The organism is Nostoc edaphicum CCNP1411, from assembly GCF_014023275.1.
Lineage (GTDB): Bacteria > Cyanobacteriota > Cyanobacteriia > Cyanobacteriales > Nostocaceae > Nostoc > Nostoc edaphicum_A.
On the sequence record NZ_CP054698.1, the window covers coordinates 1,254,964 to 1,280,616 of the forward strand.

General features: G+C 41.9%; 19 protein-coding genes. 14 read left to right on the forward strand and 5 right to left on the reverse strand.

The annotated features are described in order from the left end of the window. Nucleotides 1-210: 210 nt before the first annotated feature. A complete protein-coding gene (locus tag HUN01_RS07920) occupies nt 211-1,485 on the forward strand; it encodes a RuBisCO small subunit-like domain-containing protein (RefSeq protein ID WP_181930811.1) in 1,275 nt (424 codons plus the stop codon). Between the two features lie 354 nt (nt 1,486-1,839). On the opposite strand, the gene HUN01_RS07925 is transcribed toward HUN01_RS07920, so the two are convergent. After that, nucleotides 1,840-2,595 carry a hypothetical protein gene (locus tag HUN01_RS07925; protein WP_181930812.1) on the reverse strand — a complete coding sequence of 252 codons (756 nt, stop codon included), beginning with the start codon at nt 2,593-2,595 and terminating at the stop codon, nt 1,840-1,842. 365 nt (nt 2,596-2,960) lie between these two features. Next, entirely contained in the window at nt 2,961-3,356 is a 396-nt protein-coding gene (locus HUN01_RS07930; RefSeq protein ID WP_181930813.1) for a hypothetical protein, read from the reverse strand. A gap of 937 nt (nt 3,357-4,293) precedes the next feature. Here HUN01_RS07930 and HUN01_RS07935 point away from each other — a divergent pair. The 6 genes from HUN01_RS07935 (at nt 4,294) to HUN01_RS35225 (ending at nt 9,320) form a co-directional block, all read left to right on the forward strand. Beyond that, entirely contained in the window at nt 4,294-5,454 is a 1,161-nt protein-coding gene (locus HUN01_RS07935; RefSeq protein ID WP_181930814.1) for a sigma-70 family RNA polymerase sigma factor, read from the forward strand. 338 nt (nt 5,455-5,792) lie between these two features. Then, nucleotides 5,793-6,980, forward strand: coding sequence for a DUF1822 family protein (locus HUN01_RS07940; RefSeq protein WP_181930815.1), 1,188 nt, complete (start codon nt 5,793-5,795; stop codon nt 6,978-6,980). 73 nt (nt 6,981-7,053) lie between these two features. Continuing rightward, complete coding sequence (locus tag HUN01_RS07945; RefSeq protein WP_181930816.1) at nt 7,054-7,521, forward strand: DUF4870 domain-containing protein; 468 nt, start codon at nt 7,054-7,056, stop codon at nt 7,519-7,521. A gap of 169 nt (nt 7,522-7,690) precedes the next feature. Beyond that, nucleotides 7,691-8,788 (forward strand): Gfo/Idh/MocA family protein, encoded by a 1,098-nt coding sequence (locus HUN01_RS07950; RefSeq protein ID WP_181930817.1) that lies wholly within the window; start codon nt 7,691-7,693, stop codon nt 8,786-8,788. Nucleotides 8,789-8,792: 4 nt separating this feature from the next. Then, nucleotides 8,793-9,038 (forward strand): HNH endonuclease, encoded by a 246-nt coding sequence (locus HUN01_RS07955; RefSeq protein WP_181930818.1) that lies wholly within the window; start codon nt 8,793-8,795, stop codon nt 9,036-9,038. A gap of 36 nt (nt 9,039-9,074) precedes the next feature. Then, nucleotides 9,075-9,320: a hypothetical protein gene (locus tag HUN01_RS35225; protein ID WP_238846083.1), complete on the forward strand. Its 246-nt coding sequence runs from the start codon at nt 9,075-9,077 to the stop codon at nt 9,318-9,320. 159 nt (nt 9,321-9,479) lie between these two features. Here HUN01_RS35225 and HUN01_RS07965 read toward each other — a convergent pair whose 3' ends face one another. Next, nucleotides 9,480-12,215, reverse strand: coding sequence for a DUF3536 domain-containing protein (locus tag HUN01_RS07965; RefSeq protein WP_181930820.1), 2,736 nt, complete (start codon nt 12,213-12,215; stop codon nt 9,480-9,482). Between the two features lie 525 nt (nt 12,216-12,740). On the opposite strand from HUN01_RS07965, the gene cax reads away from it, so the two are divergent. Next, nucleotides 12,741-13,832, forward strand: a complete 1,092-nt coding sequence (cax, locus tag HUN01_RS07970; protein ID WP_181930821.1) for a calcium/proton exchanger — start codon at nt 12,741-12,743, stop codon at nt 13,830-13,832. A 221-nt stretch (nt 13,833-14,053) separates the two neighbouring features. Continuing rightward, on the forward strand, nt 14,054-15,193 hold the full coding sequence (locus HUN01_RS07975; protein WP_181930822.1) for a serine/threonine-protein kinase: 1,140 nt from the start codon (nt 14,054-14,056) through the stop codon (nt 15,191-15,193). A 259-nt stretch (nt 15,194-15,452) separates the two neighbouring features. On the opposite strand, the gene gndA is transcribed toward HUN01_RS07975, so the two are convergent. After that, on the reverse strand, nt 15,453-16,883 hold the full coding sequence (gene gndA / locus HUN01_RS07980) for an NADP-dependent phosphogluconate dehydrogenase (RefSeq protein ID WP_181930823.1): 1,431 nt from the start codon (nt 16,881-16,883) through the stop codon (nt 15,453-15,455). Between the two features lie 309 nt (nt 16,884-17,192). On the opposite strand from gndA, the gene HUN01_RS07985 reads away from it, so the two are divergent. The 5 genes from HUN01_RS07985 (at nt 17,193) to avd (ending at nt 21,981) form a co-directional block, all read left to right on the forward strand. Continuing rightward, nucleotides 17,193-17,930 carry a Ycf66 family protein gene (locus tag HUN01_RS07985; protein WP_181930824.1) on the forward strand — a complete coding sequence of 246 codons (738 nt, stop codon included), beginning with the start codon at nt 17,193-17,195 and terminating at the stop codon, nt 17,928-17,930. 590 nt (nt 17,931-18,520) lie between these two features. Beyond that, entirely contained in the window at nt 18,521-18,664 is a 144-nt protein-coding gene (locus HUN01_RS34845) for a PIN domain-containing protein (RefSeq protein WP_203219528.1), read from the forward strand. A 375-nt stretch (nt 18,665-19,039) separates the two neighbouring features. Then, a complete protein-coding gene (locus HUN01_RS07995) occupies nt 19,040-19,432 on the forward strand; it encodes an ACT domain-containing protein (protein ID WP_181930825.1) in 393 nt (130 codons plus the stop codon). Further along, nucleotides 19,433-21,526, forward strand: coding sequence for a caspase, EACC1-associated type (locus tag HUN01_RS08000; protein WP_181930826.1), 2,094 nt, complete (start codon nt 19,433-19,435; stop codon nt 21,524-21,526). Between the two features lie 101 nt (nt 21,527-21,627). Next, complete coding sequence (avd, locus tag HUN01_RS08005) at nt 21,628-21,981, forward strand: diversity-generating retroelement protein Avd (RefSeq protein WP_181930827.1); 354 nt, start codon at nt 21,628-21,630, stop codon at nt 21,979-21,981. 726 nt (nt 21,982-22,707) lie between these two features. On the opposite strand, the gene HUN01_RS08010 is transcribed toward avd, so the two are convergent. After that, nucleotides 22,708-25,455 carry an HD family phosphohydrolase gene (locus tag HUN01_RS08010; RefSeq protein ID WP_181930828.1) on the reverse strand — a complete coding sequence of 916 codons (2,748 nt, stop codon included), beginning with the start codon at nt 25,453-25,455 and terminating at the stop codon, nt 22,708-22,710. Nucleotides 25,456-25,653: the final 198 nt, after the last annotated feature.

The following is a 25,653-nucleotide window of genomic DNA, read 5'->3' on the forward strand; positions in this document are numbered from 1 at the left end:
CCTTAGAGAAATTGCAAAATAGTAGAATTCCCAAAGTTAAATAACTGTGTAACATTCCTCTATAAAATTTAAACTGATTGCGGCAATGCCTAGGTTTAGCTGCGCTTAGGCGTAGCTAAACTGTGTCCTATATGAAAGAAAAGCGATCGCTATCCTCAAAAAAAACTTAACATTAACCTTAGAAGTGTTAATTTTTCATCATACAAGCTCATGGGTTACTACATCGCTCCCCGCTTTTTGGACAAACTTGCTGTCCACATCACTAAAAATTTCCTGAAACTTCCTGGCGTGCGAGTTCCCGTGATTTTGGGTATTCATGGACGCAAAGGTGAAGGCAAAACATTTCAATGTCAATTAGTCTTCGAGAAAATGGGTATTGAAGTAACTCATGTGTCTGGCGGCGAATTGGAAAGTCCAGATGCAGGAGATCCAGCGCGGTTGATTCGGCTGCGCTATCGGGAAACAGCGGAACTGATCAAAGTACGCGGCAAAATGTGTGTACTGATGATTAACGATTTAGATGCTGGTGCTGGACGTTTTGATGAAGGTACTCAATATACCGTCAATACGCAGTTGGTAAATGCCACACTGATGAATATTGCTGATAATCCCACAGATGTGCAGTTGCCGGGAAGTTATGATTCCACACCTTTGCATCGTGTGCCGATTATTGTCACAGGTAATGATTTTTCTACCCTCTATGCACCGTTAATTCGGGATGGACGGATGGAGAAATTCTACTGGGAACCAGATAGAGACGACAAGGTGGGAATTGTCAAGGGGATTTTTGAACCGGATGGACTGTCACAAAAAGAAGTTGAACAGCTAGTTGATACTTTTATCAATCAGTCCATTGACTTTTTTAGCGCTTTGCGATCGCGCATTTATGACGAACAAATCCGCCACTACATTCATAAGGTAGGTTTTGAGCAGGTATCCTTGAATGTGGTTAACAGCACTCAAGGGCCACCAGAATTTAAAAAGCCAGATTTCAGGCTGTCTCATTTAATCGAGTCTGGTAACTTCCTGGTTGGTGAACAAAAACGGGTGGAAAATTCCCACTTGGTTGATGATTACAACCGACTAAATCGAGGTGGTAATTATAATCAATCTGCACCACCTGCTGCTGTAACACCAATTAGTCAACCGTCAAATCGTGCAACTCAAGAAGTAAAAACTAATGGATTCCAGAAACAGCAAGCGTCAAGTCCACATTTGACTCTAGAGACACAAGAACAGATTCGGCAATTATTATCTCAAGGTTACAAAATTAGTATTGAACACGTAGATGAGCGCCGTTTTCGCACAGGTTCTTGGCAAAGTTGTGTTAATAGCCACATTGATGCTGAGTCTGATGCAATCTCAAATTTGGAATCAACTCTCACAGAATATAGCGGTGAATATGTGCGTTTGGTAGGGATTGATCCAAAGGCGAAGCGGCGCGTGGTGGAGACGATTATTCAGCGTCCAAATGGGAAAAATTAGGGATAGATACAGCAGAATTCAGGAGGTAGAAATCAGAAGTTCAATTGGCGGTTAGAAACTACATTGACACAGACAAAACCCGCACAGGCGGGTTAAAAAAGCTTTATGTTCTATTAACTCAAGTTGGTGTAGCTCTTACAGCAGTTTACAAGTAACTGAGGTACAAAATGCAGGACTCACGCATCAGAGAGAAAGAGTTTGTACTTCCTGCCTCAAAGCTCGTATCTTTGTACTTTATGCAAAAAATAACTGCTGTATTTGTGTAGCCGTGAATTCTATTTGCTAGGGCTTTTTTCAATTCTCAAACAACTTAAAAAATACGCTTCTTCAATTTGAGAGTTGAATCCTAACTTTTTAACTACAAGTATTTGCTGAAGCCGAGTTCATCTTTCTTAAGTCACCAGTAAATATGGCTGTATATTGATAAGGTGATGAACCAGAACAACTCATAGAATTTGTATTAGCGCGACGGGGAGTCCACCATGACTTTGCTTGCACAGTCAAAGTCGAATTTATGCTATTCCATGATAGGTTGTTGACAACTAAAGAGTTAGTTTGTCCATTATCCGCCTTTCTAGCAGATAAAAATGTGGCATCGGAAACATCGCCATTAGCTGGATTAATCCGGGCTATAACTGCGACTTTTGGCCCGCCTCCGCTACCATAGCTAGGCAACCAACGTCCAATGGCAAAACGGCGAAAATCATTACCAGATTGACTACCAGTAGAAGAGTAAACGCCATATAAAACATTACTTCCATTCCAATACAATCCGTAACCTGTACCATCGTCCCTGGTTGTTTCGTAATCAGTACGACACCATGCTTTTATCCCATTATTGAAGCGAATAGTTATAGGGTTTTTGTTATTTGAAAGTTGCTGATAACCAATGTAAATATTGGTTTTCCCATTAAGTACTCTGGGCCCATTTTTACCTTTAATTGTCGCTTCACTATCATTGCAACTAAATGTTACAGGATTCCCAATGGATAAATTTACCGTTTGGGCTAAAGCTGGAGGAGTTTTTTGGGTGAGTACTAAATCAGCTACTAAGATTACAGATGCAGAAAAACCTGCAAAATACTTTTGTAATTTGCGAGAATAAATCATGGTATAAACTTGCCGAGTCAAGTGGAACGGAAAACACCGTACCACTATAAACTCTAATCAGTATTTAGACAAGTAAAATTATTTAAACTCCCATTTTGCAGTGTTTTCAGCATTATAAAAGATGAGACTATACTACAAACCGCATAATCTAATATGTGTGAAAATGCCTGATAGTAGCTGTATATAATTCTTACTTATCAAAGAGTATCAGTAGATAGAAGAAATTCCGATAGGTTACGCTTCACTATAGGCAATTACAGGAGTAAAAAAACAGGTTTTAATAAACAATGTAGCGTTTGTTCATTCTCCACATCCCTTGCGAGAATCTTTTTTACTCTTTTCCTACTGCTTACTGTCGTACTTTATTAAGCAGTTTTAGCATTTTCATCTGATATTTCTTCTGGAACAGCTTTCAAGCGGCTCAATCTGCTTTTGCGAATACGTTCACTATCACGAATGCCACCCGCCATCTCATATTCGCTGCTGTCTTTGCCATATTTAAAAGCAACTCCCCTTACCATCTTATCTGTAAGATTGCTTAAAATTTTTTCCATCTCATCAATTTTAGTTTTGGAAGAGTCAATGACAGTTAAAGCAGTGTTATAAGCATCAAGCATAGTCCGTAACTGCTCAATTGATTTAGTCAAGTTTTGCAAATCGCAATTATCACCAAAATCCATATTGGAATCAATTGCTTTCAGTCCAGCGGATCTCAATTCAGCTTTCTTGAGAACACTAGATGTACGTTTTTTACGAGACATAAATATATTCCTTAAAGATGCTTATAAAGCTACTTTGCCTTACTAAGGCTGTTTTCTGGTTCAGTAAAATTAGGGAATAATTGTATTTTTTTAATAAATACAATCAAGTCTGAGTAATTTTTCTTAATTTTTAGCCTGTATCTGTTTTTCTTCACAATTGCTTTAATGTTGATGAGGAATATTGCAATGTTGATGAGGAATGTTGCAATGTTGATGAGGAACATTGCAATGTTGACGAGGAATGTTGCAATGTTGATAAGGAATATTGCAATCTTGATGAAGAACATTGCAATGTTGATGAGGAATGTTGCAATGTTGATGAGGAATGTTGCAATGTTGATAAGGAATGTTGCAATGTCGCAGTAGATTTTACGTATTTAGACCGCGAGTAAGACGCTTCTCAGTTAAGTCTAAGAGGATGTTTGAAAAGTCTTCTTGTCGGTAAAAAAACGTTTTAGATTAACCAGCGTTTTACCCCACCCTAACCCTCCCCTTGCAAAGGGGAGGGAACTGGATTTTCTATTTCCCCCCAATGCATCCTACGGTGTATACACAAGTCAAAAAAGTTTGATTTTTCATTGTTCTCTCGTTTATCTTGTTCCCATGCTCTGCATGGGAATGCTCCTCGTTGAGGCTCTGCCTCCAATCTGGCATTGAGTCAGAGACTCAATGAATGCATTCCCAGTCGGAGACTGGGAACGAGGAAAGTCTTATCAAGCTAGGTTTTTAGGACTTGTGTATACACCGTAGCCAATGCATCGGGGGGATTAAGGGGGGTAATTAGACTTGTGTGTACACCGTAGCCTTATAAAGGGGAGGTTGGGAGGGGTCAAAATAATACGCAGCTTTACAGAGAATTGGTATTAAACCCTTTGTTATAAAATAAGCTAACTTCTGCCACAGTGTACTAGATTTTATTTGGGATTTTCCAATTTTTATGCAACCTCGACAAGGCATCATTGAAATCTTTTCAACTTTTGTCCAATTTGCTGGCGAACGCTTTAGTCGTTGGGGGACGGAATCAAATTTGCGTCGCAGCATTCAAAGTTGTCTAAACCGCACACCACAAGAAACTTCTGAATACTTTTGGGCACTTTATTGGTATAAGTTTTGGCAGCTTCCCGAAACTGAGTCAATAGCTAGGCAACATCTCATAGCTTATTTGCAAGAACCTTGCTATTGGGTATCCCAAAAGACGGTTACTAGTTTTGCCAGTACTCAGTATAAACTGTCAGACTGTTTTCAGATTGCGATCGCACAAGTTGATAAAGTTCTCAAAGGTTTTAATCCCAATCAAGGTTTTACCTTAAAAAACTACGCCAATGCCATCTTTAGCGGTGCTATCCGCGAAACTTTACGCCAAAAGAGGGAAGTTGACATTTGTACAGATTGGGGACTATTGCGAAAAATCACTAAAAAGCTTTTGGTGGAGTCTTTGCAAAATGCTGGTTTATCCCCAGAAAATATTAATGCTTATATCCTTGCTTGGAATTGTTTCATAACCCTATATATTCCTACAAAAACTGGTACTTCTCGCCAACTTTCTCGACCCGACGATAAAGTTTGGGAAGCGATCGCTAAAGCTTATAATTCACAAAGTAGTCAGCAAGTCAATCCCCAAACTTTGGAAAAATGGCTGCTAAATGCTGCTAAATCTGTACGCAAGTATTGTTATCCCACCCCGGAGTCTCTGAATACTCCCAAAGGTGGCGATGATTCCTGGGAGTGGCTGGACAATCTTACGGGAGGTCAACAAGAATCTCTAATCAATGAAATTGTCGCCCAAGAAGAAGAACAAACTAGAATTTCTCAGCAAACTGAGATTAACAAAGTTTTAGTTGTAGCGATCGCTCAACTTGAACCGCAATTACAAGAGATTGTACAACTTTACTATGGGCAAGAGCTAACTCAAGACAAAATTGCCAAACAATTACAAATGCAGCAATATACTGTCTCGCGGCGACTAAAAAAAGCACAGGAAGCTTTGTTGCGGTCTTTGGCTAACTGGAGTCAAGATAATTTGCATATTTCTATTACTTCAGACCTACTCAAAAATATAAATACAGTCATGGAAGAATGGCTGAGAAATTATTACTAGGGAGTGAAGAAGGGAATAGGGTACAGGTTACAGGGTACAGATTATCAAAACAGAATTCAGGAGTCAGGAGCCAGAATTCAGTTGGGTATTTTGTGCGACTGGCGGATGAATCAAGGGCGTTTTTGCACCCCCACTAAATCGAAGATTTAGTGGTCAACAAGACAGTGGCGGGTCTGAATCCCCCACTGATAGCGCAGCGTTAGCGAGTCCGCGAGCGTCTTGATTCTGACTCCTGAATTCTGACCTCTGAATTCTTCTTCAATCCCTATCACCTTTCACCTGTAACCTCTCCCCCAATCCCTCAATCCTCAATCCCTAATCCCTAATCCCTAATCCCCATGACTACTATATTTACTTTTGCTAACCCAACTGACCTGATTTTAGAAATCCCTACCGCCACCCAAAATCAAGCGGATGTTTACAGTCAATCTTTTTCTAACCCCACTTCTGGCTATCAAGGTTATATTAATGAACTTTGCCTAAGTGCTATTTTGCTATGGTTACAAGAAGATTTCACGCCTCAAGCAAAGGTCTGGCCAAATACAAATGTTTTATCGAGTTTCTGGGAAATAGTAAATGGAACTGCAATCACCTTAGATGCAACTCGATTTATCTTGATTCCCAGTGAGACAATTGATTTAAGCGAATTGCGAGTACCGCAAGAATGGGTGGATATTCCCAGTTGGGTAGGTGATTACTACTTAGCTGTGCAGGTAGAACCAGATGAAGGCTATGTTAGAGTTTGGGGTTATTGCACCCATACACAACTCAAATCTCAGGGTAGTTATGATCCAGGCGATCGCACTTATTCTCTTGATGCTGCTGACATCATCAATGATATCAGTGTTTTAGCTGTGGCGCGGCAACTTTGTTTAGAAGAATCAACACGTAGCGCTATTGAAGAGATTCTTCCCATACCGCAACCACAAGCACAAAACTTAATTACTCGTCTGGGAAATCCAGAAATACTTACACCGAGACTAGCTATCCCTTTTCAATTATGGGGAGGGTTAATTGCACATGGCGGGTGGCGAAAAAGCTTATATCAACGACGCTTGGGACTACCAGAACAGTGGTCGGTTCTCCAATGGTTGCAAAGCGGTGTTTCCCAAGTTGCTGAAGCTGCCGGTTGGGGAAGCTTTGATTTACAACTGAGTGCGGCTGGGGCGCGGAGTGTTGACCAAAGGCAACCAGAATCTATTTTATCTCGTGAACTGGCGATACCTGCGGTGGGCTACGCCTACGCAGGTCAAATTTATGAATTGCTGATTACACCACAAGGCGAACCAGACGCGACTGTTTGGCGCTTTGAGTTACGCAACCGGACAGTGGGTGCAGCTATTCCTGGTGGTTTTAAACTCCGACTACTCACTGAAGATTTACAGCCTTTTCCCAACAACGAAGATATTGCTATATCTGCTGTAGAACAACTTTACGTAGAAGTTGCGCTGCTACCAGGAGAAGGCATAGTCTGGGAAATAGAACCTCTTCCCGAAAATTATGACCGAGAAATACTCAGATTTTAAACTCTTATTTGGCTTTTTTATAGATAATTACAGTGGAGAACTGTCTGGTAAATCCACTTACATATAAAAAGCCATGAGAGCAAAACCTAAACAACAAATGCGTATATGGGCGATGTTGTGTCATTTATCAGCTTTATTGGGATGGATATTATTATGCTTTTTGGTATTTATTGGCATCCCTTTATATTTACCCCTCAATCTTTTAGCCCCACTCCTCATCTGGAAATTTAAAAAATCACAATATCCCTGGATTGATTTGCAAGGAAAGGAATCACTAAATTTTCAAATTTCTTTAACATTATATACTTTGATTTTTATAGTAATCTCTTTGTTTTTAGTGTTAATTAGCTTTAGTCTGGCACTGGCTACCAATGGTTCATTTAATGAAATAAAAACTACTTTAGACAGCTTATTGTTTTTTCTTATATCTTTGATTTCATTAAAGCTATTACTCCAATCATTCTTAGTAACTTTTGCGGCTGTCAAAGCTTACAATGGAGAGCATTATCGTTACCCTTTAACAGTTAGAATTTTACGATAAGAAATGATTTAATATCGATTATTCTCAAATAAACATTAAAATGTTATATTTTCATTTGTTCACTTTATGGTATAGAGTTTTAGCATAATATAATCCTAAACTATATAATAGACAAAATGATATTATTAAATAAATAATAACTTGTATAAATCTGGGAGTATATAATAATATGATTGGAGTTGCGATCGCAGGCACTGGATTTGGTCAAAAAGTCCACATTCCTGGATTTCAAGCACATCCTCGGACTGAGGTAGTTGCTGTTTATCATCGAGATATAAATAAAGCTAAAGCCATAGCAGAATCCCATAATATCCGCCACGCCTCTGACTCTCTTGTAGATATTGTGGCATTACCAGAAGTGCAAGCAGTCAGCATCTCCACGCCACCCTTTTTGCACTATGAAATGGCAAAAACTGTACTGCAAGCTGGAAAACATTTATTATTAGAAAAACCGACAAGTTTAAATGCAATTGAAGCTAAAGAACTTTATCAGTTAGCAAAAGCAAAAAGCACCATTGCAACTGTAGATTTTGAATTTCGCTTTGTCCCAGCATGGCAGTTATTTGCTGAATTATTGTCACAAGATTATGTGGGAGAGTTACGCCTAATTAAAATTGATTGGTTAGGTTCTTCTCGTGCTGATACTTCACGCCCTTGGAATTGGTATTCTGAAAAGGATAAAGGAGGTGGTGCATTAGGATCTTTAGGTTCCCACGCCTTCGATTATATTCACTGGTTATTCGGGCCAGTCCGTAGATTAAACGCCCATTTAACTACTGCTATTCCTACGCGAGTTGACCCTGTTAGTGGGGAATCCAAGCCAGTGAATACAGATGACAACTGTATATTAACGCTGGAATTAGCTAATGGTACACCTTGCCAACTTTCTATCAGTGCAGTTGTTCATGCACCAAGAACCCATTGGGTAGAAGTATATGGCGATCGCGGTACATTAATAGTGGGTAGTGAAAATCAAAAAGATTATATACATGGTTTTCGTGTTTGGGGTTCCCAGCCAGGTAAACCTCTAACAGAAATAGAAATACCAAATCGGTTAATTTTCCCCAAAAATTATGCTGATGGACGCATTTCGGCATTTATCCGCGTAGTAGACCAATGGGTGCAAGGAATTGACCGCAATCAGGAAATTACACCATCCCTACGAGAAGGAATTTATTCTCAGTTGTTGATGGATTTATCCCATGAATCTCATACCAAAGCAAGTTGGGTAGACGTACCTAGCTTGGAAGGATTTCTTCGCAACTAAAGAAATGAGCAAAACTCCCCGCATTCGTATCCCACCGGAAGTAAAAACTTATGTTTTTCAACGTGACAAATATCAATGCCAAAGCTGCGGTAAAACCACTGTAGAAACTAACCTTAGCATTGACCATATCATTCCCCTTGCCCGTGGTGGTCAAAACGATATCAGCAATCTCCAAACTCTTTGTTTTACCTGCAATCAGCAGAAAACAGACAAAATTGATCCTCGTTTCCGGCGATATTTTGAGCTTTAGGTTACGATGGTATGAGCTATTAGTTTCTCATTATCTATGCCTCAAAATCACAATAGCAATTCGCAAAAATTCCTCAATATTAGAACGACGTTTTTCTACCTCTTCACTGTCATAGCTGTTTTAGTAGTAGCCTTTCCCTGGCTATATGAGATTAAAACTAAAGCTGGGATCGATATATCACGTAGCCGCCACGCAGGAACCTTTTTTGAGAAACATACATTTGGACTCTTTAGGTGTGAGTGGCTTTATCCTTACCATTGCGATCGCTCCCAAGTTAAGTAAAGGCAATTAAAAAGAGAAGGGTAAAATTTTCCCCTTCTCTCTATGTGAAATTTTTACCCCAACTGACTTAACCAAAGATTGCCCTCGTTCCCAGTTTTCGATTAGGAACGAGGTTTTTGACTTAAGTTGACATCAATGCACCGCTGTGATGTGCCGCATCTATCCCAACTGATTTGAGATCATGCTGACATCAACGGCTAACTTTTTACCCAACTTGAGCAACTGAAGACACTGATTATCTCCTTCATTCCCAACGCTAGTAATACACACCGGCGCGATCTGACTGTGCAGACAACTAAAGTATAGTTCCTGCGATCGCTGTAGGGAAATGTCAATATTTAGTTGATCCCCGACATCAATCAATCGCTCCAATAGTTGGATATCTGCATTAAAGCTACCATTAGCATCGTGCAACAATTGCCAGAGCGATCGCGCAATTAACTGTTCTAACATCTGTTTACCGTCGGGAATACTCAGCCGACAACGCAGATGTTTTGCTTCAGTTGCGATCGCCTCCAATTCTAAGATGTGACTCCAACTCTTTTGGGGATCAGCGATATCTTGCTCTAGCGATCGCAATGTCATCAAACAACGATGCCCTAAAGCAATATCTGCTGCTACCTGCAATTCTTGCGGGACTGCTATTTCATCTCGATGAAACGCCATCAGCACACCATAATTATCACGGTATGCTTGGGTATACAACTGTCCTAAACGCGTCAGTGTTTCCTCACTCAGCAGCCGCATAATCCGGTGGCGTTCTTCAGCAAATAGATTTTGCAAGTTAAAAGCTTCTTCGCCAAATAGCTGTGTCATCGCCAAGATAGTATGAGCCGCGCTAGCTTGTTTTAGTGCGCCGAACAGCTTTTCTTTTAATTGGCTGTAGTCACGCCGTCCAGTAAATTGTTGAATACAGCAGTGGAAATCCCAGCCTCCTAAATGGAGAACCGCAAATACCAAATGCTCGCTTTCCCAAGTAATCTCTGATACCAGCTTTAAATTTCCCACAGCCAGAGTTAGCGATCCCATCCGTTGCATCTGGTAATCTAGCTCATTGGCAGCGTAGCAATAAACTTTTTTGTGGTAACGCTGAGACTGTTTATCAGCAGCATCTTTTCTAGGCAAAGAATTGTGCGTCTGTGCTGGTTTCTGATTTGTAAACAGAGAAGTAATAGCGTAATGGGCTGCTACTTGCTTAAAGCCAAGCTGGGCAGTTAACACGAGTTGCCGATAAATTTCGCCACCGTGTTTGAAATCATCCACATTGCTGGGGGCTAAACCAAGACGTTTGACGAAGCCTTTTTCCAACTGCACACCAGCCACTTCCCCTGCCAATTCCAAAGCACGGCCGGCATAGCGCAGAATTTGTGTCCCCTCTGGACGGGAAATTTCTTCAAAAAACCAACCGCAACTAGTGAACATCAACAAAGCGTGACGCTGCATTTCCAATAGACGCAGAGCGTCTACTTGTTCGGCGGCGGTTAGTTTGTGGGTTTGATGACGGGCTAGGAAACGGTTGACATTGGTAGCAGAGCGATCGCGCATCACTTGGATATATTCATCTCGTGTTTGCCAGGGATCACGAAATAACTGCCTACCATGTTCCTCATACACCTCTGTTAGCTGATCCCGCAGCCAATTTAAGGCATCCCGCAAGGGACGACGCCATTTCTGATGCCAAACACCACCTTCTCCACCGCAACCACAGTCATCTTGCCATCTGTCTACACCGTGGGCGCAACTCCAGGCTGTGACTGACTTTAATTCCACTTCCCAACCGGGAGAATTTAAGCTGAGGTAATGGGCGAAGTTCGTTACAGTCCAACCCTGTTGAGGAAACTCTTTAGTAAAGGCGTAGGCTAAAGTTTTCTCAGTTCCCTTTTTGTGATGTCCAAAGGTTTCCCCATCTGTCGCCACAGAGATTAACTGTGTTTGACGATGATCCCCACGGACTGCTGAACCGATACGTCCAGCAAAGCGACTGGAATTATAAACAACATCACTAAAACCCATATCCCGCGATATCGGGCCATCGTAGAAGAAGATATCAATGTAGGGGAGGGAGTCGGGAGTCGGGAGTCGGGAGTGGTTACTATCCCCATTCCCCTCATTAATCGCACTCAGAGGTGAAGATGAAGTATCTAGTGTGGGCTTCAAATAACAACGATAAGGACGGGTGGAATCAATCTGACTACCGCCGACTTCGAGCCATTCAGGATGAGGATGATCTGGAGTAGGGATGGGACGGCAACGCAGTGCTTGAGATGGTGCAAGGATAATGAAGCGAATACCCTCAGCAACCAGAGCTTCGAGGGTGGCATAATCCACACCTGTTTCTGCTAGCCACATTCCTTCGGGATCACGTCCAAAGCGGGAGCGGAAGTCTTCTTTACCCCAGCGAATTTGGGTGTATTTGTCGCGTTCATTCGCCAGAGGCATGATGATGTGATTGTATACTTGCGCGATCGCATTGCCGTGACCATGCAACCGTTGGCTACTCTTGGCATCCGCCTCTAAAATCCGCTGATAAACCTCTACATCGTAGCGTTCTAGCCACGACATCAGCGTTGGCCCAATATTAAAACTGAAATACTCATAATTGTTGACGATCCCCACCACTTCGCCTTGGTCATTTAAGACTCTGGCAAAGGCATTCGGACGATAGCATTCCCAATGAATCCGCTCATTCCAGTCATGGAAAGGCGCAGCGCTCGGTTGGCGTTCAATTGCGTCCAGATAAGGGTTTTCCCTTGGTGGCTGGTAAAAATGACCATGCACCGTCACATAAACACCATTAGCCTTTCTCAGGGGATCGGTTTCGTGAGCGTTTTTGGGATCTGAATGTAATGTTAACGTTGAGCCAGAGCTAGCTGGCATTTCAGCAGCAGAAGTCATGTATATTTATCCAAAACAAAAAACTTGCAGTTGCACCGAAAACATTGTGCATAAACCTTTCTACAATGGTTTGTACACAAAATCCGGTATAAACAACAACTATGGAATACAACGAAATTTTTGACAAAGCGATTTTATTGTAGTGGGAAATCTGCGTTATCGCACAGCCCTTTCCCTGAAGGCTCAAAGTAATTAGCCATCGAACAAGGCCTTAGTTAGGGGTTTCTCGTTAGCAGCGCCAATCAAAATTTTAATTGTCTTTTAATATATTAAACCCCATTTTTGGTGTAATATTTTGGCTCAATTTCATAGTTTTGCAACAAAAGATTACAAAAACTCATTATATCGCAATTGAATTTTACATATACAGCAGTGAGCCGAAAACAGTACAATTCCTGAATTGCTCTACAGACGGTTGAGAGTATCATATCGGAGTGATGAGTGAAAGCGATTGTTAATTCAACACTCAAAATTTCAACATTAGGATTGCTCGCTGTGAATGATACCCTCAACTTAAGACAACAAATGTCAACCAAAAACATTATTCTTTTCGCTTTATTACTGTTTATCCCGATTTCTGTAGCGGCCCACTTTCTGGAATGGGGAGAATTGATAGTTTTCATTACAGCTGGATTAGCAATTCTGCCCTTAGCAGCTTGGATGGGTACAGCTACAGAAGAAATTGCTGTCGTAGTCGGGCCATCATTGGGGGGCTTGTTAAACGCCACCTTTGGCAATGCTACAGAACTAATCATCGCCCTAGTGGCGCTGAACGCTGGGTTAATAGATGTAGTCAAAGCCAGTATCACGGGATCAATTATTAGCAACTTACTACTGGTGATGGGTTTTTCCATGCTTTTGGGAGGACTGCGCTACAAAGAACAGACATTTCAGCCAATTGTGGCGCGGGTGAATGCTGATTCGATGAATTTGGCGGTGATTGCCATGTTGATGCCAACGGCAATGAATTATACCTCTCAAGGAATTAACGAACAAACACTGCAAAATTTTTCTATTGCTGTTGCTGTGGTGTTAATCCTGGTTTATGCGCTAACGCTGCTATTTTCGATGAAAACCCACTCCTATCTTTATGATGTGGGTGTAGCAGAGACAGAAGAAGAGGAAATCCCTCATGCTAAACCAAATATGATGTTGTGGATTGGTGTCTTGCTAGTATGTACCTTACTGGTAGCATTTGAGTCAGAAATGTTAGTTGATTCTCTGGAAGTGGCCACATCTCAGCTAGGTTTGACGGCGCTGTTTACAGGGGTGATTTTGGTTCCCATTGTCGGTAACGCGGCTGAACACGCTACAGCAGTCACCGTGGCAATGAAAAATAAAATGGATCTTTCCCTTTCGGTAGCGGTGGGATCAAGTATGCAGATTGCCTTGTTTGTTGCGCCCGTGTTGGTGATCGCAGGGCGGATAATGGGTAAACCAATGGATTTAGATTTCCAACCCTTTGAATTAGTAGCTGTGGTTGCGTCGGTGTTGATTGCAAACAGTATTAGTTCTGATGGTAAGTCCAATTGGCTGGAAGGCACTTTGTTATTAGCTACCTATACAGTGTTGGGATTCGCCTTCTACTTCCATCCGGTTATAGAAGGTATAGGCTAGTACCGCAAGGCGGAAGTCAAAAGTTAAAAGTCAAAAGTCAAAAGAATTGTATTCTAAGCTTTTGCGCCATTTGAAATGGTATGTTTGTTTCCGCCGTGCTGTACTGGTTAAGCAGTGCGTAGGCGTAGCCCGTCGTAGACATCGCTCATAGTTTAACGGATTCGGAGAAGTCCACATCCTCAACGCCAGTAAAATAAAGAGATATAAGAGCGATCGCCTGTATGAGCTACTGCCTTAATCCCCACTGTCCCAAGCCTGAAAATCCCGATCATGTAAATTTTTGCGTGACTTGCGGTTCCAAGTTACTCCTCAAAGAACGTTACCGTGCGATCAAACCAATCGGACAAGGTGGTTTTGGCAAAACCTTCTTAGCTGTGGATGAGGATAAACCCTCAAAACCACGCTGCGTAATTAAGCAATTTTATCCCCAATCCCAAGGCACCAACACTCTTGCCAAAGCCGTAGAGTTATTTAACCAAGAAGCGGTGCAATTAGATGAATTGGGCAAACATCCTCAAATTCCAGAACTACTGGCATATTTTACCCAAGAAAATCGGCAGTATCTTGTACAAGAATTTATCGACGGACAAAACTTAGCTCAGGAATTGGCACATAGAGGTGCTTTTAGTGAAATACAAATCTGGCAATTACTAAGTGATTTATTACCAGTTTTGCAATTTTGTCATACTAGACACGTAATTCACCGCGATATTAAGCCAGAAAACATTATTTTACGCGAGAGCGATCGCAAACTAGTATTAGTAGATTTTGGTGCTGCTAAATCTGCTACTGGTACTGCCTTAAATAGAACTGGTACTAGTATTGGGAGTCCAGAATATGTTGCACCTGAACAAATGAGAGGTAGGGCTATTTTTGCCAGTGATATTTACAGTTTGGGTGCGACTTGTATTAATTTATTAACAGTGCGATCGCCTTTCGATTCTTATGATACCAATAACGATACATGGGTATGGCAGCAATACTTGCAAACTCCTATCAGTAATCAGTTGAATCGCATTCTCAACAAGATGCTAGAAAGTATCCCGATTCGACGTTATCAAACAGTAGACGAAGTTCTCAAAGACTTAAATCAAAAGTCGCAATTAGCAGCCACACCAGCGATTGCACCAAAACCTATCCCTCAAGCTCCACTCAAATCTCCAGCCGCTTTTGTATCGAAATCTCCGAGTCAACTTGAGAAAGAATTAGAGGAAATGAAAACCCAATTTATGGGTAACAACAAACCTCAACCAAATAAAATACAGCCACCCAACCCAACACCTCAGCCTTCTAGTACAAATAAAATAGATGAAGAGTTAGAAGAATTAAAAGCCAAATATCTTGGTAATAACAATCCCTAAAATCTAATACAGTTCAGATAAGAGCAAAACACTTGTAGAGACGGCGATTTATCGCGTCTTCAAAGACCAATTACCTACACCAATAACCCTTAACCCAAGCGTATTGCCTTAAAATCAATCAATAAGATACAGCAGTTTTATTTTGCATTTAACTCAGCATAAAAAAGAAAGTGACTCTGAAACTCAGAGTCACTTGTAATATTTATTCAGAAACAGTCTAAATTTACTCAATAAATTGAGAATTTAGAGGTACAAAAGCTTACTTCCCAGCTTCAGCAATAGGAACCCATTCAGTGTGGAAGCTTCCGGGCTTGTCAAGACGCAGGTAAGTATGTGCGCCAAAGTAGTCGCGTTGTGCTTGAGTTAGATTTTGAGGTAAGCGATCGCGGCGATAGCTGTCAAAATAATCCAAGGATGCGCTAAACGCGGGTACTGGAATTCCCACTGTTGCAGCTGTCGCAATCACTTCCCGCCAAGCAGTTTGTCTGTCAAGAATTGTCTGCTTAAATTCGGGAGCTAACAGCAAGTTAGGCAAAGCTGGATTTTCGCTAAAAGCCTTCTTAATCTTATTCAAAAAGCGAGCGCGAATAATACAACCACCTTTCCAAATCCGCGCCATTTCGCCCAGATCCAAATTCCAGTTATATGTTTTTGAAGCTGTGGATAGCAACGCCATCCCTTGAGCATAAGAACAGATTTTTGAGCAATAGAGAGCATCACGTACTTTGTTGATAAAGTCCTTGGTTTGCCCGTCATACTTGCCACTGGGGCCTGTGAGGACTTTAGATGCTGCAACCCGCTCATCTTTAATCGAAGATATAATCCGGGCATTAACTGCTGCTGTAATTGTAGGAATAGCAACTCCCAATTCCAATGCAGTTTGTACAGTCCAGCGTCCAGTTCCCTTTTGACCGGCTGCGTCAACAATCAAATCCACCAGGGGTTTATTTGTGTCTGGGTCAATATATGGGAAGATATTCTTCGTAATCTCAATCAAAAATGAATCGAGTTCATCGGTGGTATTCCATTCAGCAAACACATCATGTAGCTGACTGGGGTTTAATCCAGCGACATTTTTCAGCAAGTCGTAGGCTTCAGCAATTAGCTGCATATCGCCATACTCAATGCCGTTGTGTACCATTTTGACATAGTGGCCAGAACCACCAGGGCCAATGTAGGTTACACAAGGGCCATCATCAACTTGGGCAGCAATTTTGTTGAAAATTGGTGATAGAAACTCGTAAGAGCTTGTTGTACCTCCAGGCATCAGAGATGGGCCATTCAATGCCCCTTCTTCACCGCCACTGACACCCATACCAAGATACCGAAGCCCAGCCGGTTCTAATTCCTGAGTGCGTCGTTCCGTATCTTCAAACCAAGAGTTGCCACCGTCGATAATGATATCGCCTTCCTCTAACAAGGGTTTGAGTTGAGCAATCACCGCATCCACTGGCTTACCAGCTTGCACCATTACTAGAATTTTGCGGGGACGTTCCAATAAGGCAACGAATTCTTCTAGAGTAAAGGCGGCTTTGACGTTCCGTCCTGTAGCACGTTGCGCCATAAACGCATCCGTTTTTTCTCGGGAGCGGTTGTAAACTGCAATTGGGAAGCCATTGCGCTCCACGTTGAGAGCGATGTTCTCACCCATAACGGCTAATCCAATCACACCAAAGCTTTGTAGTGTCATAAAAAATTTCTGGCTAACTCTTGCAGATCCTTTACCTATAAGGGTAGTCCGATATTTTCCGTTCTCCCCTAAAGAAGACCTTAAGACTTGATATAAACGACAAAAATCCACAACTAACATGGATAATTAATTTTAAATTGTATCTAAATCAACAATTGACTGGCAAAATTTGCAAAATTGTTAGTTGAGGGACTGGGGACTAGGGACTAGGAAGAAATTTAATTCACTAAATTACTTTTTCTTCCTAATACCTAATATCCAGTCCCCAATCCCCAGTCCCCAATCCCTAGTCAAAGGAGTAACCAAATAATGCTGGCATTTGTCCTAGCTTTGGTGGTCGGTTTTGGTAGTTTAGCCATTTACATAGCAGCTTTCTTTTTTCCAGAAATCCACCGCAAGAATGATTTTATCTGGAGTGGTGTAGGACTGTTCTATGCCTTAGTTTTATGGGTGTTTGCACCACGCATTACTGGGGGTTTGTTGCTGGGTCATGTGGCTAGTGTGGCTCTTTTGGTCTGGTTTGGCTGGCAAACTCTATCATTACGTCGCCAATTGACCCCCCAAGCACAACAAACTCAAGTACCCAGTCCTGAGACGGTGAAAACTGGCATTCAGGAACAGGTAAATAAGTTGTCCCTTCAGGAACGGCTGGGTCAGTTGCAGCAGGGTCTTGGTAATACCTTCAGTGGCGTGAAAGACAAGGTGCAACAGACTGTAAGTAAAAAAACACCCACAACCCCCAAACCTGAAGATATTATCTCTGTAATATCAGAGCAACCTACTGTTGAGATTATCGACAAAACTATTGTCATACCAGAACAACCAGTAGAGGAGATAGTTACTACTGACACTGAAGTAAAAACTGAGAGTGTACCGGAAGCGATTCCACCACATCCCCCATCTCCTGAATTGGTGGAAGCAGCGCAAGCAGATTTAGAAATTGAGGATAAGCAACCAATTCCCGTAGAAGAAATTGCGCCGGATGCGGTACTCGCTCCCCCAGCGGAACCGCCATCTGAACAAATACCGCCTAATCAAAGTAGTTGAATGCTGTGAAACCCAACGTTAACCTAATTAGATGTTGGGTTTCACGAATTTAGATAAATTTTAGAGCATAGTTTAGAGGTTGTTTGAAAAGTGTTTTGCTGTGACTTTAGGCAGTTTTAGATTCCCCGTAACCCTCCTTAAAAAGGCTACGGTTGTACACACAAAGTCAAATTACTCCCCTTGTAAAGAAAAGAGGGGAAACCGGAAAATCTTGTTCCCTCCCCTTTGCAAGGCTACAGTGTACACACAAGTCGAATTACCCCCCTTAATCCCCCCTTGGAAAGGGGGGAAACTAGAAATACAGTTCCCTCCCCTTTGCAAGGGGAGGGTTAGGGTGGGGTAAAACCTTGGATAATCAGCTATTTCAGACTTGTGTGTACACCGTAGCCTAAAAAAGGGGAACCAAAATCAAAGTCCCCTTTTTAAGGGGGATTTAGGAGAATCTAAAATTTTTGATACCGACAAGGAGACTTTTCAAACATCCTCTTAGGAAATGCTCTTAACTAACTAGGAATAACAATTATGAACATCCAACTTATTACGAAATTCTCAGTGGGTTAAAGCACCGTGATGCCCAAAAGCAACTCGCTTTGTTTTTGGAGTTTGTCGCCCAAAATACTGTCTTACCCCTTACTGAACAATCAGTCACCTTATCCGCAGATATCTACGCAAACTTGCGACTCCAAGGAATTCCCATCGATGATATTGACTTGCTCATTGCTGGGGTTGCGTAGACGCAAAGCGGCTTGTCGTCAGACATCGCCAATAATTTAGTTATGATCACTCATAATCAGCGTCATTTTGGTAGAGTTGAAGCACTAGAGTTGCAAGACTGGAGCCAAGCTTGACGTGCTTTGATTGCAATAAAAGTTACCCTGTAGATTTTATGCAGCGATCGCACTACCATCAAAATAGACAAGAGCATATAGCGATCGCACTACCATACCCGCAGTTTCAAATATTTTAGTTCTGTAAGGCGTGTTACGGCGCAAAATTAGCGTCGGGTGAAGTCTTTGCTGTAGGCATCGCTCCCCGAATATTTACTAAATTAGCCGAAATTAACGATACAATCATTAAAAAATACCCAAAAAATACTTAAGCAATTCATCATGGCAGCAATATCTAACGTTCAGGTGACGATTTCTCTAGCTGAACTGGGTTTAGACGATGAGGAATTGCAAAAACAAGTAGAAAATTTGCTACCTCAGTTAAGAGAAGTGGATGGGGTAGAAGATGCAGATTTAGTTGCAGTGGAAAACGCACCCCAGGGTACAAAGAGTATCAGCGGCTTTGTGTGGGGATTGTTAAAAGCACAAGTTAACGCTTCTAATATCAAGAGTTTGTTTAAATTTTTGAGCGATCGCTTCGGCAACAAACCAATTAAAATCGGGGTGAAAGCGCCTGATGGCAGAGAACTCAATATCGAAGCCAGCAGTCGAGAAGAGTTTGAATTTGCGCTACAGAAAGCACAAGATTTTTTGAACAATAAGTCAAACAGCTAAATGGCAAAAGTCGCACTGTTGATAGGGATTAGTGAATATAAACCAGGATTAAACCCCCTACCAAGCGCTGTTAAAGATGTCGAGGCGATGCGGCGAGTTTTGGTAAACCCAGAAATGGGTGATTTTGCTGAGGCGGATGTCACGGTGCTGAAAAATCCCCAACGGCAGGAGATGGAAGATGCTATTTATAACTTGTATGCCCATCGTCAGAAAGATGACTTGCTGCTTTTATACTTTTCTGGTCATGGCGTGACAGTCGAAAGTGGTGATTTTTACTTCTCGACTTCCATCACGCGGAAAAATCAGGGAAAATTAATCCCTACTTCATCTGTAGCAGCCACAAATGTACATAGTTGGATGAACCAGAGCAATTCCAGGCGACTGGTAGTAATTTTAGATTGCTGCTTTAGTGGTGCTTTTGCCAAGGGTTGGACTCCTAAAGATACTGCTATCATTGACCTGCAACAGCATTTAGGAGGCGAGGGAAGGGCAATTCTCACTGCTTCTACTTCTACACAATATGCTTTTGAGTCCGATGGCTTGGAACTTTCAGTTTACACTCACTACCTGGTAGAAGGAATTGAGAAAGGTGCAGCTGATATAGACGGGGATGGCTTGATTGCGGTAGATGAGTTGCATAGGTATGCGAAAAGCAAAGTGCAAGAAGCATCCCCCGCTATGACACCAGAATTTTATCCTTTTAAAGATGGTTATCGGATTTTTCTGGCAAAGTCGCCCAAGGATGACCCCACCCTGAAATATCGCAAGGAATTTGATAATATTGCCCTTGAGGATGAAGGAGATATTTCTGTAGGCAACCGCTTTTATCTGGATGAGTTGCGGAATAATCTAAGGTTATCTCTTAGTGAGGCTGATGCAATTGAGTTTGAGGTTTTGGAACCTTATCGCCAGCGCCAGCAAAAATTGCAGCGTTATGAGCAAGCTTTATCTCAGATAAAACAATATCCACTCACTAACAAAGACCGCAATGGCTTAAAACGCTTACAAAATATATTGAATCTTCGGGATGAAGATATACAACCAATTGAACAACGAGTGCTAGCCCCAAAACAAATAGAATATGAGCGCCAGCAACGGGGAGCAGAAATATTACGCCTAGAACAAGAAACAGCGGAAAATCAAAGACGGGAAGCAGAATTACAAGAACGACTAAAAAGGAAATCAGGTATTCAAACTCAGCCTTTTGAGTTTGACACCGCCACCCTAACCCCCAAATCAGCAGGATTTTTGGGTATGGGGAAAAAAACCTATGAAATTAACCGTAGCCGTGGACGCGCCGAGTTTTTTGCTGAAAACTTAGGTAATGGCGTAGTTATGGAAATGGTTGCAATTCCTGGTGGTAAATTTATCATGGGTTCGCCGGAGAGTGAGTCAGAAAGAGGTACCTGGGAAAGTCCACAGCACACCGTTACCATTCAACCCTTTTTCATGGGGAAATTTACAGTAACTCAGAGTCAATGGAAAGCCGTTGCTGCCTTACCCAAGGTTAATATTGATTTAAATCCCGACCCATTCAATTTTAAAGGTGATAATCGACCTGTTGAACAGGTTTCTTGGGATGATGTAATTGAGTTTTGCGCTCGACTATCTAAAAAGACTGAGAAAACCTATCGCTTACCCAGTGAGGCAGAATGGGAATATGCTTGTCGGGCGGGAACGACTACGCCGTTTTATTTTGGCGAAACGATTACAACTGATTTAGCGAATTATCGGGGGATAGACTGGGATATTGCGGGAACAGTATACCCAGGTAATTATGCTCAGGGGCCAAAGGGCATATATCGTGAGCAAACAACAGATGTGGGAAAATTTCCTGCTAACCCCTTTGGTTTATTTGATATGCATGGTAATATTTGGGAATGGTGTCAGGATGAGTGGCACGAAAATTATAACGGAGCGCCAAAAGACGGAAGCGCTTGGTTAGTTGATAATGATAATCAAAAGCTGCTGCGTGGTGGTTCGTGGCGCGAATCTCCCAGGGTTTGCCGCTCGGCGTTTCGCTACTATCGCCCGCGTGTCAATCGGTACGACCGCGTGGGTTTTCGGGTTGTGTTGGTTCGTGGCGGGACTTAGTAGCCCTTTATACTCTTGACCTTTAGCACTCTGCTCTTTATTTCTTTACCCTTCTTAATGCCTCGCGCTCTGCGCGATAAAATTTTTTTAATTTAATATGGATGAGTGATTTACCAAAAATACAAAAAACTTACGATTTAATCAAGTGGTATGTGCCAATTTTAAATCGGCTTCCTAGAGATCATAAATTTTTGCTAGGAAATCGGATTATTACAGAACTATACGATTTATTAGATGTTCTGATCATAGCACGGTATGCTAAACAGAAATTAGCCCATTTAGAATTATTGAATAGTAAACTAGATATTTTACGTTATCAAACTCGTCTACTTTTAGAATTTGACTTAATTAAGACAGAGCGTTATGAATATGCTCAAAAACTTTTAAATGATATTGGCAATGATTTGGGTGGATGGATAAAACAGCAAAAAATTAAACCAAGTATTTCCAATTAAAAAATATTCCACCAGCAAGTTTATACCAATTTAATGTGAAGTTGCACATATCTCGATCCCCCTAAATCCCCCTTTTTAAGCTACGGTGTACACACAAGTCCTAAAAACCTAGCTTGATAAGCATTTCCTCGTTCCCAGGCTCCGCCTGGGAATGCATTCATTGAGTCTCTGACTCAATATCTGACTAGAGGCAGAGCCTCTAATCAGGCATTCCTATGCAGAGCATAGGAACGAGATATTTTACCAGACCGGATTAGGGTACGTAGTGATAATCTGCGTCTGGCAAGAAAAAGATTACGGAAAATGCTCTGGGAATACGATCAAGGAAAAATTGAATATGAAAAAATATCCCAATCAATGCAGAGTTGGGTTGCCCACTTAAAGTATGGTAATACATGGCAACTGCGCCAGCAAATATTTATTACTTAGCAATTAGAAAATGTTGTAACTCAATTCTCTAGTTCCGAGTCTATCCAATACGGTTCGGTTAAGGTTTTCTGATGAAAATTATAGATCACAAAGACGTGATAAATCGCCGTAAAGATAAAAGACTGATTATTGTAGAGACGGCGATTCATCGCGTCTCTTGTCTTAACCGAACATGTTTTTCGTCTGGTAAACGAATAGTTAAAGTAGCCATTTTTGTTTAACTCCTAATAATTTCTTCAGGTTTTAAGATTGATTATCAACAGATATGCGTAGGTGTAGCCAGTCGGAGAGATCGCATTACGAATTACGCGCAGTACTACCAGCCTTCAACTTCGGATAAGCAATCCGTTTGTGATGAAATTGCTGCCAAACATCCACAAATATCTGGGCAATTTGTGACATTTCTTCTCGTGTTAAGCCGGAATCAACGAGTTGATTATCTTGCCATTTGGCACGCAGGATATTATTTAGCATTGTTAAAGCTTGTTCGGTGGAGACATTAACCGATCGCTTTTCCTCTTTTGCGAGAGACGAGCCGCGAAGGGAACGCTTACCTGAATCTGACCCTTGGAGCGATCGCAGCGCCGCTTCACAAGAATCTGCTAACATCACAATTCCGGTTTCCCGTGATTGGGGAATTGGGCCATCGTAGCGAAAATCTGCGTCGTCTACTGTTAAACTTGGATCTTCCTGAGCCATTTGCTGGGCTTGGTGATGGAAATAGGCAATTAGCATCGTTCCCTGATGCTCTGGAATAAAAGCTTGAATTGCTGTCGGTAAAAGGTGTTTCCGCGCCATCACCAACCCTTCAGTTACGTGCTTTTTGATAATTTCTGCACTCTTCCAAGGGTCTTTAATCTCTGTATCATGTTTATTCGGCCCCCCCATTTGATTTTCAATAAAGCCAAGGGGGTCGTGCATTTTACCAATGTCGTGATATAATGTTCCAGCCCTGACTAGCTCAACATTGCAGCCTAGTTCTTTGGCAGCAGCTTCCGCAAGGGTAGCGACAAGCAGCGTGTGCTGAAAAGTTCCGGGAGTTTCAGTAGCGAGTCGTTTTAATAAAGGGCGGTTAGGGTTCGCCAGTTCTGCTAGGCGGATTGGGGTAACTAAATCAAAAACTTTTTCTAGATAAGGACTCAAACCTAAAGCAACAACACTCCAACCTAAACCGGATAAAGCAAATAATCCGGCTTCTCGGAGGACGATATACCAAGTTGAACCAAATGCTTGACCAATTAAGATTTTAACAGCCAGGTAAATGCCGCCTTGAGTTAAAGCGATCGCAATACCCAATAATGCCAATTCTTCACGCGATCGCAATCGTTGTGCAATGTAACTACCTAATATTCCTCCCCCAACACCAGCTAAAAGGGCAGCCTTGCTCATATCCAAGCTAATGCCTAATATCGGCCACAGCAGTCCGACAACTGTCAAGCCCAAAGTGGGGCCGTAGAAGCTTCCCAACAATAAACCAAGGGCGCTCCAGGTGGTATATGGCAATCCTAGTGTGATCACTCCTGGCACACTCAGAGTTAGCAGTAATACTAATAAGCGATCGCGTTGTCGCAATTCGTAATCAATATGCCGTTCTACCCAGACAAAAATGCCAATAGCGATCGCAATAACGCCTGCTAATTTCACTAACTCGTGCCATTTTACCTCCCGACGAATTAGGTGATAATGCTCCAGCACCTCAAAGTTCCATGCACTAATCTGCTCTCCTTTTTTGACAATCACCTCACCACGCTGTACCTTCACCATCACCGGCGGTATCCCCGCAGCAGCCTTTTGAGCGTTTTCTCTCGTTTGTTCCTCATCATTTTGCAGATTCGGCTTGAGTACAGCTAACAACAGTTTGCTTGCTAAAGGTTCAGCGGATTCTGGTACAAAAGTCTGCACTTGTAAGCTCACCGCATCTTGTAAGATATTTCGTGGTAGTCCCAGTGGGATACCTTGGGTAAGAATTCGCTCTATACTCTGATAAATTCCGATTTGTGTTTTTTCCCACTCCCCATCTGACAAATCCAAAATGAGGGATTCCTCATATACTGCTTCTGGGCTAATGCTCTCCAACTGTAAAAGTTTGGTAGTGGCTTGGGTGAATTTTTGGCGGGCTTGGGAAATTTGGGCAATCAGTAAAGACAAGTTTTTCTCAGAAGTGGCGACGCCGTAAGATTCTAGTTCTGCTTTTGCTTGAGCAAAGTTAGTGTTTTGAGAAAAATTAACTGTCTGTGTCTCTTCTGGCCTCTGGTAATCAGATTTAGGTCGTGTTGTGCGCGGCTGGCGTTCTTGATTAGGAGCAGCTATCAATAATGAACGGAATGAGGTGGTAGTTTGTCCTGTTGCTTTCTTCTGCTGATTTTTACTATTTTCTAGAGCCAATAGCAGTGCTTGCCATTCTGAGTTAGGACAGGAGCGGAGGTAATGCTGGATAGAGATGGACAAAACTAAAGGATCAAAAAAAGGAAAAGCTCCAGCAACGGCGCGAATTTCGTTGCCATCATCGAGAAATTGTTGCAATTTTTCCTTGATTTGTTCGTTTATTCGCACGTTAACCATCAACACTTGTAAGGAGCTTTTACTGATGGCTTTGCGCTCGGCTTCTGTTTGTTTCTGATCTTCGATGCTAGCTGTGTAAGGCGCTGTAAATGTTTGGGGTGCGGGACTTCCTACTTGGAGTTGAGTTTGATTGTATAATTTATACCCAATAACCCCTGTGAGGGACACTACAGCGATCGCTAAAATCACCAAGGAACGCTGTTCGTGTACCCAGTCTAAACCGACTGTATAAATACCACTCTTAGTTTTGACCGATTTTGCCTTTAACCTGAGCGCTCTTTCTTGTTTTCGGCGATCGCTTTTTTCATTGGTTTTTGATAAAAACAGGAATACATTTGTGGCCATAGTCCTGATAAGTTCCCTTCTATGGCTTTTGCTTTTGGGACTTCTCATTAACTTTCCCTTACGGCGTAGTGCTTTGTACTGTCGCCGCCAGTGAGTCAATTGCTGGGTCAATAACTGCAAAAATTGCTGCATTTTCATTATCTTTGCCTGCAATTGCCGACTTTGATAGCTCAAAAAAGGACAATCATCAGGGAAGTTTTCTCTGTGGCTGCTGCAACTATAATAGTGGTTGGGCTTTTTTGTTGCCGATTTACCACAATAGCTACCTACAGAATCAGTCCGAGAGTTTACTGAAAAATTCTAGTATATAAGACTAGTAGACTATGGCAGAAGTTT

What these genes read in the sequence shown, in the direction of transcription:
- HUN01_RS07975 (WP_181930822.1), top strand. Translation starts at nt 14,054, where the DNA reads ATGAGCTACTGCCTTAATCCCCACTGTCCCAAGCCTGAAAATCCCGAT.
- HUN01_RS08010 (WP_181930828.1), bottom strand. Translation starts at nt 25,455, where the DNA reads ATGAAAATGCAGCAATTTTTGCAGTTATTGACCCAGCAATTGACTCAC.
- HUN01_RS07995 (WP_181930825.1), top strand. Translation starts at nt 19,040, where the DNA reads ATGGCAGCAATATCTAACGTTCAGGTGACGATTTCTCTAGCTGAACTG.
- HUN01_RS07925 (WP_181930812.1), bottom strand. Translation starts at nt 2,595, where the DNA reads ATGATTTATTCTCGCAAATTACAAAAGTATTTTGCAGGTTTTTCTGCA.
- HUN01_RS07955 (WP_181930818.1), top strand. Translation starts at nt 8,793, where the DNA reads ATGAGCAAAACTCCCCGCATTCGTATCCCACCGGAAGTAAAAACTTAT.
- HUN01_RS07985 (WP_181930824.1), top strand. Translation starts at nt 17,193, where the DNA reads ATGCTGGCATTTGTCCTAGCTTTGGTGGTCGGTTTTGGTAGTTTAGCC.
- avd (WP_181930827.1), top strand. Translation starts at nt 21,628, where the DNA reads ATGAGTGATTTACCAAAAATACAAAAAACTTACGATTTAATCAAGTGG.
- gndA (WP_181930823.1), bottom strand. Translation starts at nt 16,883, where the DNA reads ATGACACTACAAAGCTTTGGTGTGATTGGATTAGCCGTTATGGGTGAG.
- HUN01_RS07965 (WP_181930820.1), bottom strand. Translation starts at nt 12,215, where the DNA reads ATGACTTCTGCTGCTGAAATGCCAGCTAGCTCTGGCTCAACGTTAACA.
- HUN01_RS07940 (WP_181930815.1), top strand. Translation starts at nt 5,793, where the DNA reads ATGACTACTATATTTACTTTTGCTAACCCAACTGACCTGATTTTAGAA.
- cax (WP_181930821.1), top strand. Translation starts at nt 12,741, where the DNA reads ATGTCAACCAAAAACATTATTCTTTTCGCTTTATTACTGTTTATCCCG.
- HUN01_RS08000 (WP_181930826.1), top strand. Translation starts at nt 19,433, where the DNA reads ATGGCAAAAGTCGCACTGTTGATAGGGATTAGTGAATATAAACCAGGA.
- HUN01_RS07945 (WP_181930816.1), top strand. Translation starts at nt 7,054, where the DNA reads ATGAGAGCAAAACCTAAACAACAAATGCGTATATGGGCGATGTTGTGT.
- HUN01_RS07950 (WP_181930817.1), top strand. Translation starts at nt 7,691, where the DNA reads ATGATTGGAGTTGCGATCGCAGGCACTGGATTTGGTCAAAAAGTCCAC.
- HUN01_RS35225 (WP_238846083.1), top strand. Translation starts at nt 9,075, where the DNA reads ATGCCTCAAAATCACAATAGCAATTCGCAAAAATTCCTCAATATTAGA.
- HUN01_RS07920 (WP_181930811.1), top strand. Translation starts at nt 211, where the DNA reads ATGGGTTACTACATCGCTCCCCGCTTTTTGGACAAACTTGCTGTCCAC.
- HUN01_RS07935 (WP_181930814.1), top strand. Translation starts at nt 4,294, where the DNA reads ATGCAACCTCGACAAGGCATCATTGAAATCTTTTCAACTTTTGTCCAA.
- HUN01_RS07930 (WP_181930813.1), bottom strand. Translation starts at nt 3,356, where the DNA reads ATGTCTCGTAAAAAACGTACATCTAGTGTTCTCAAGAAAGCTGAATTG.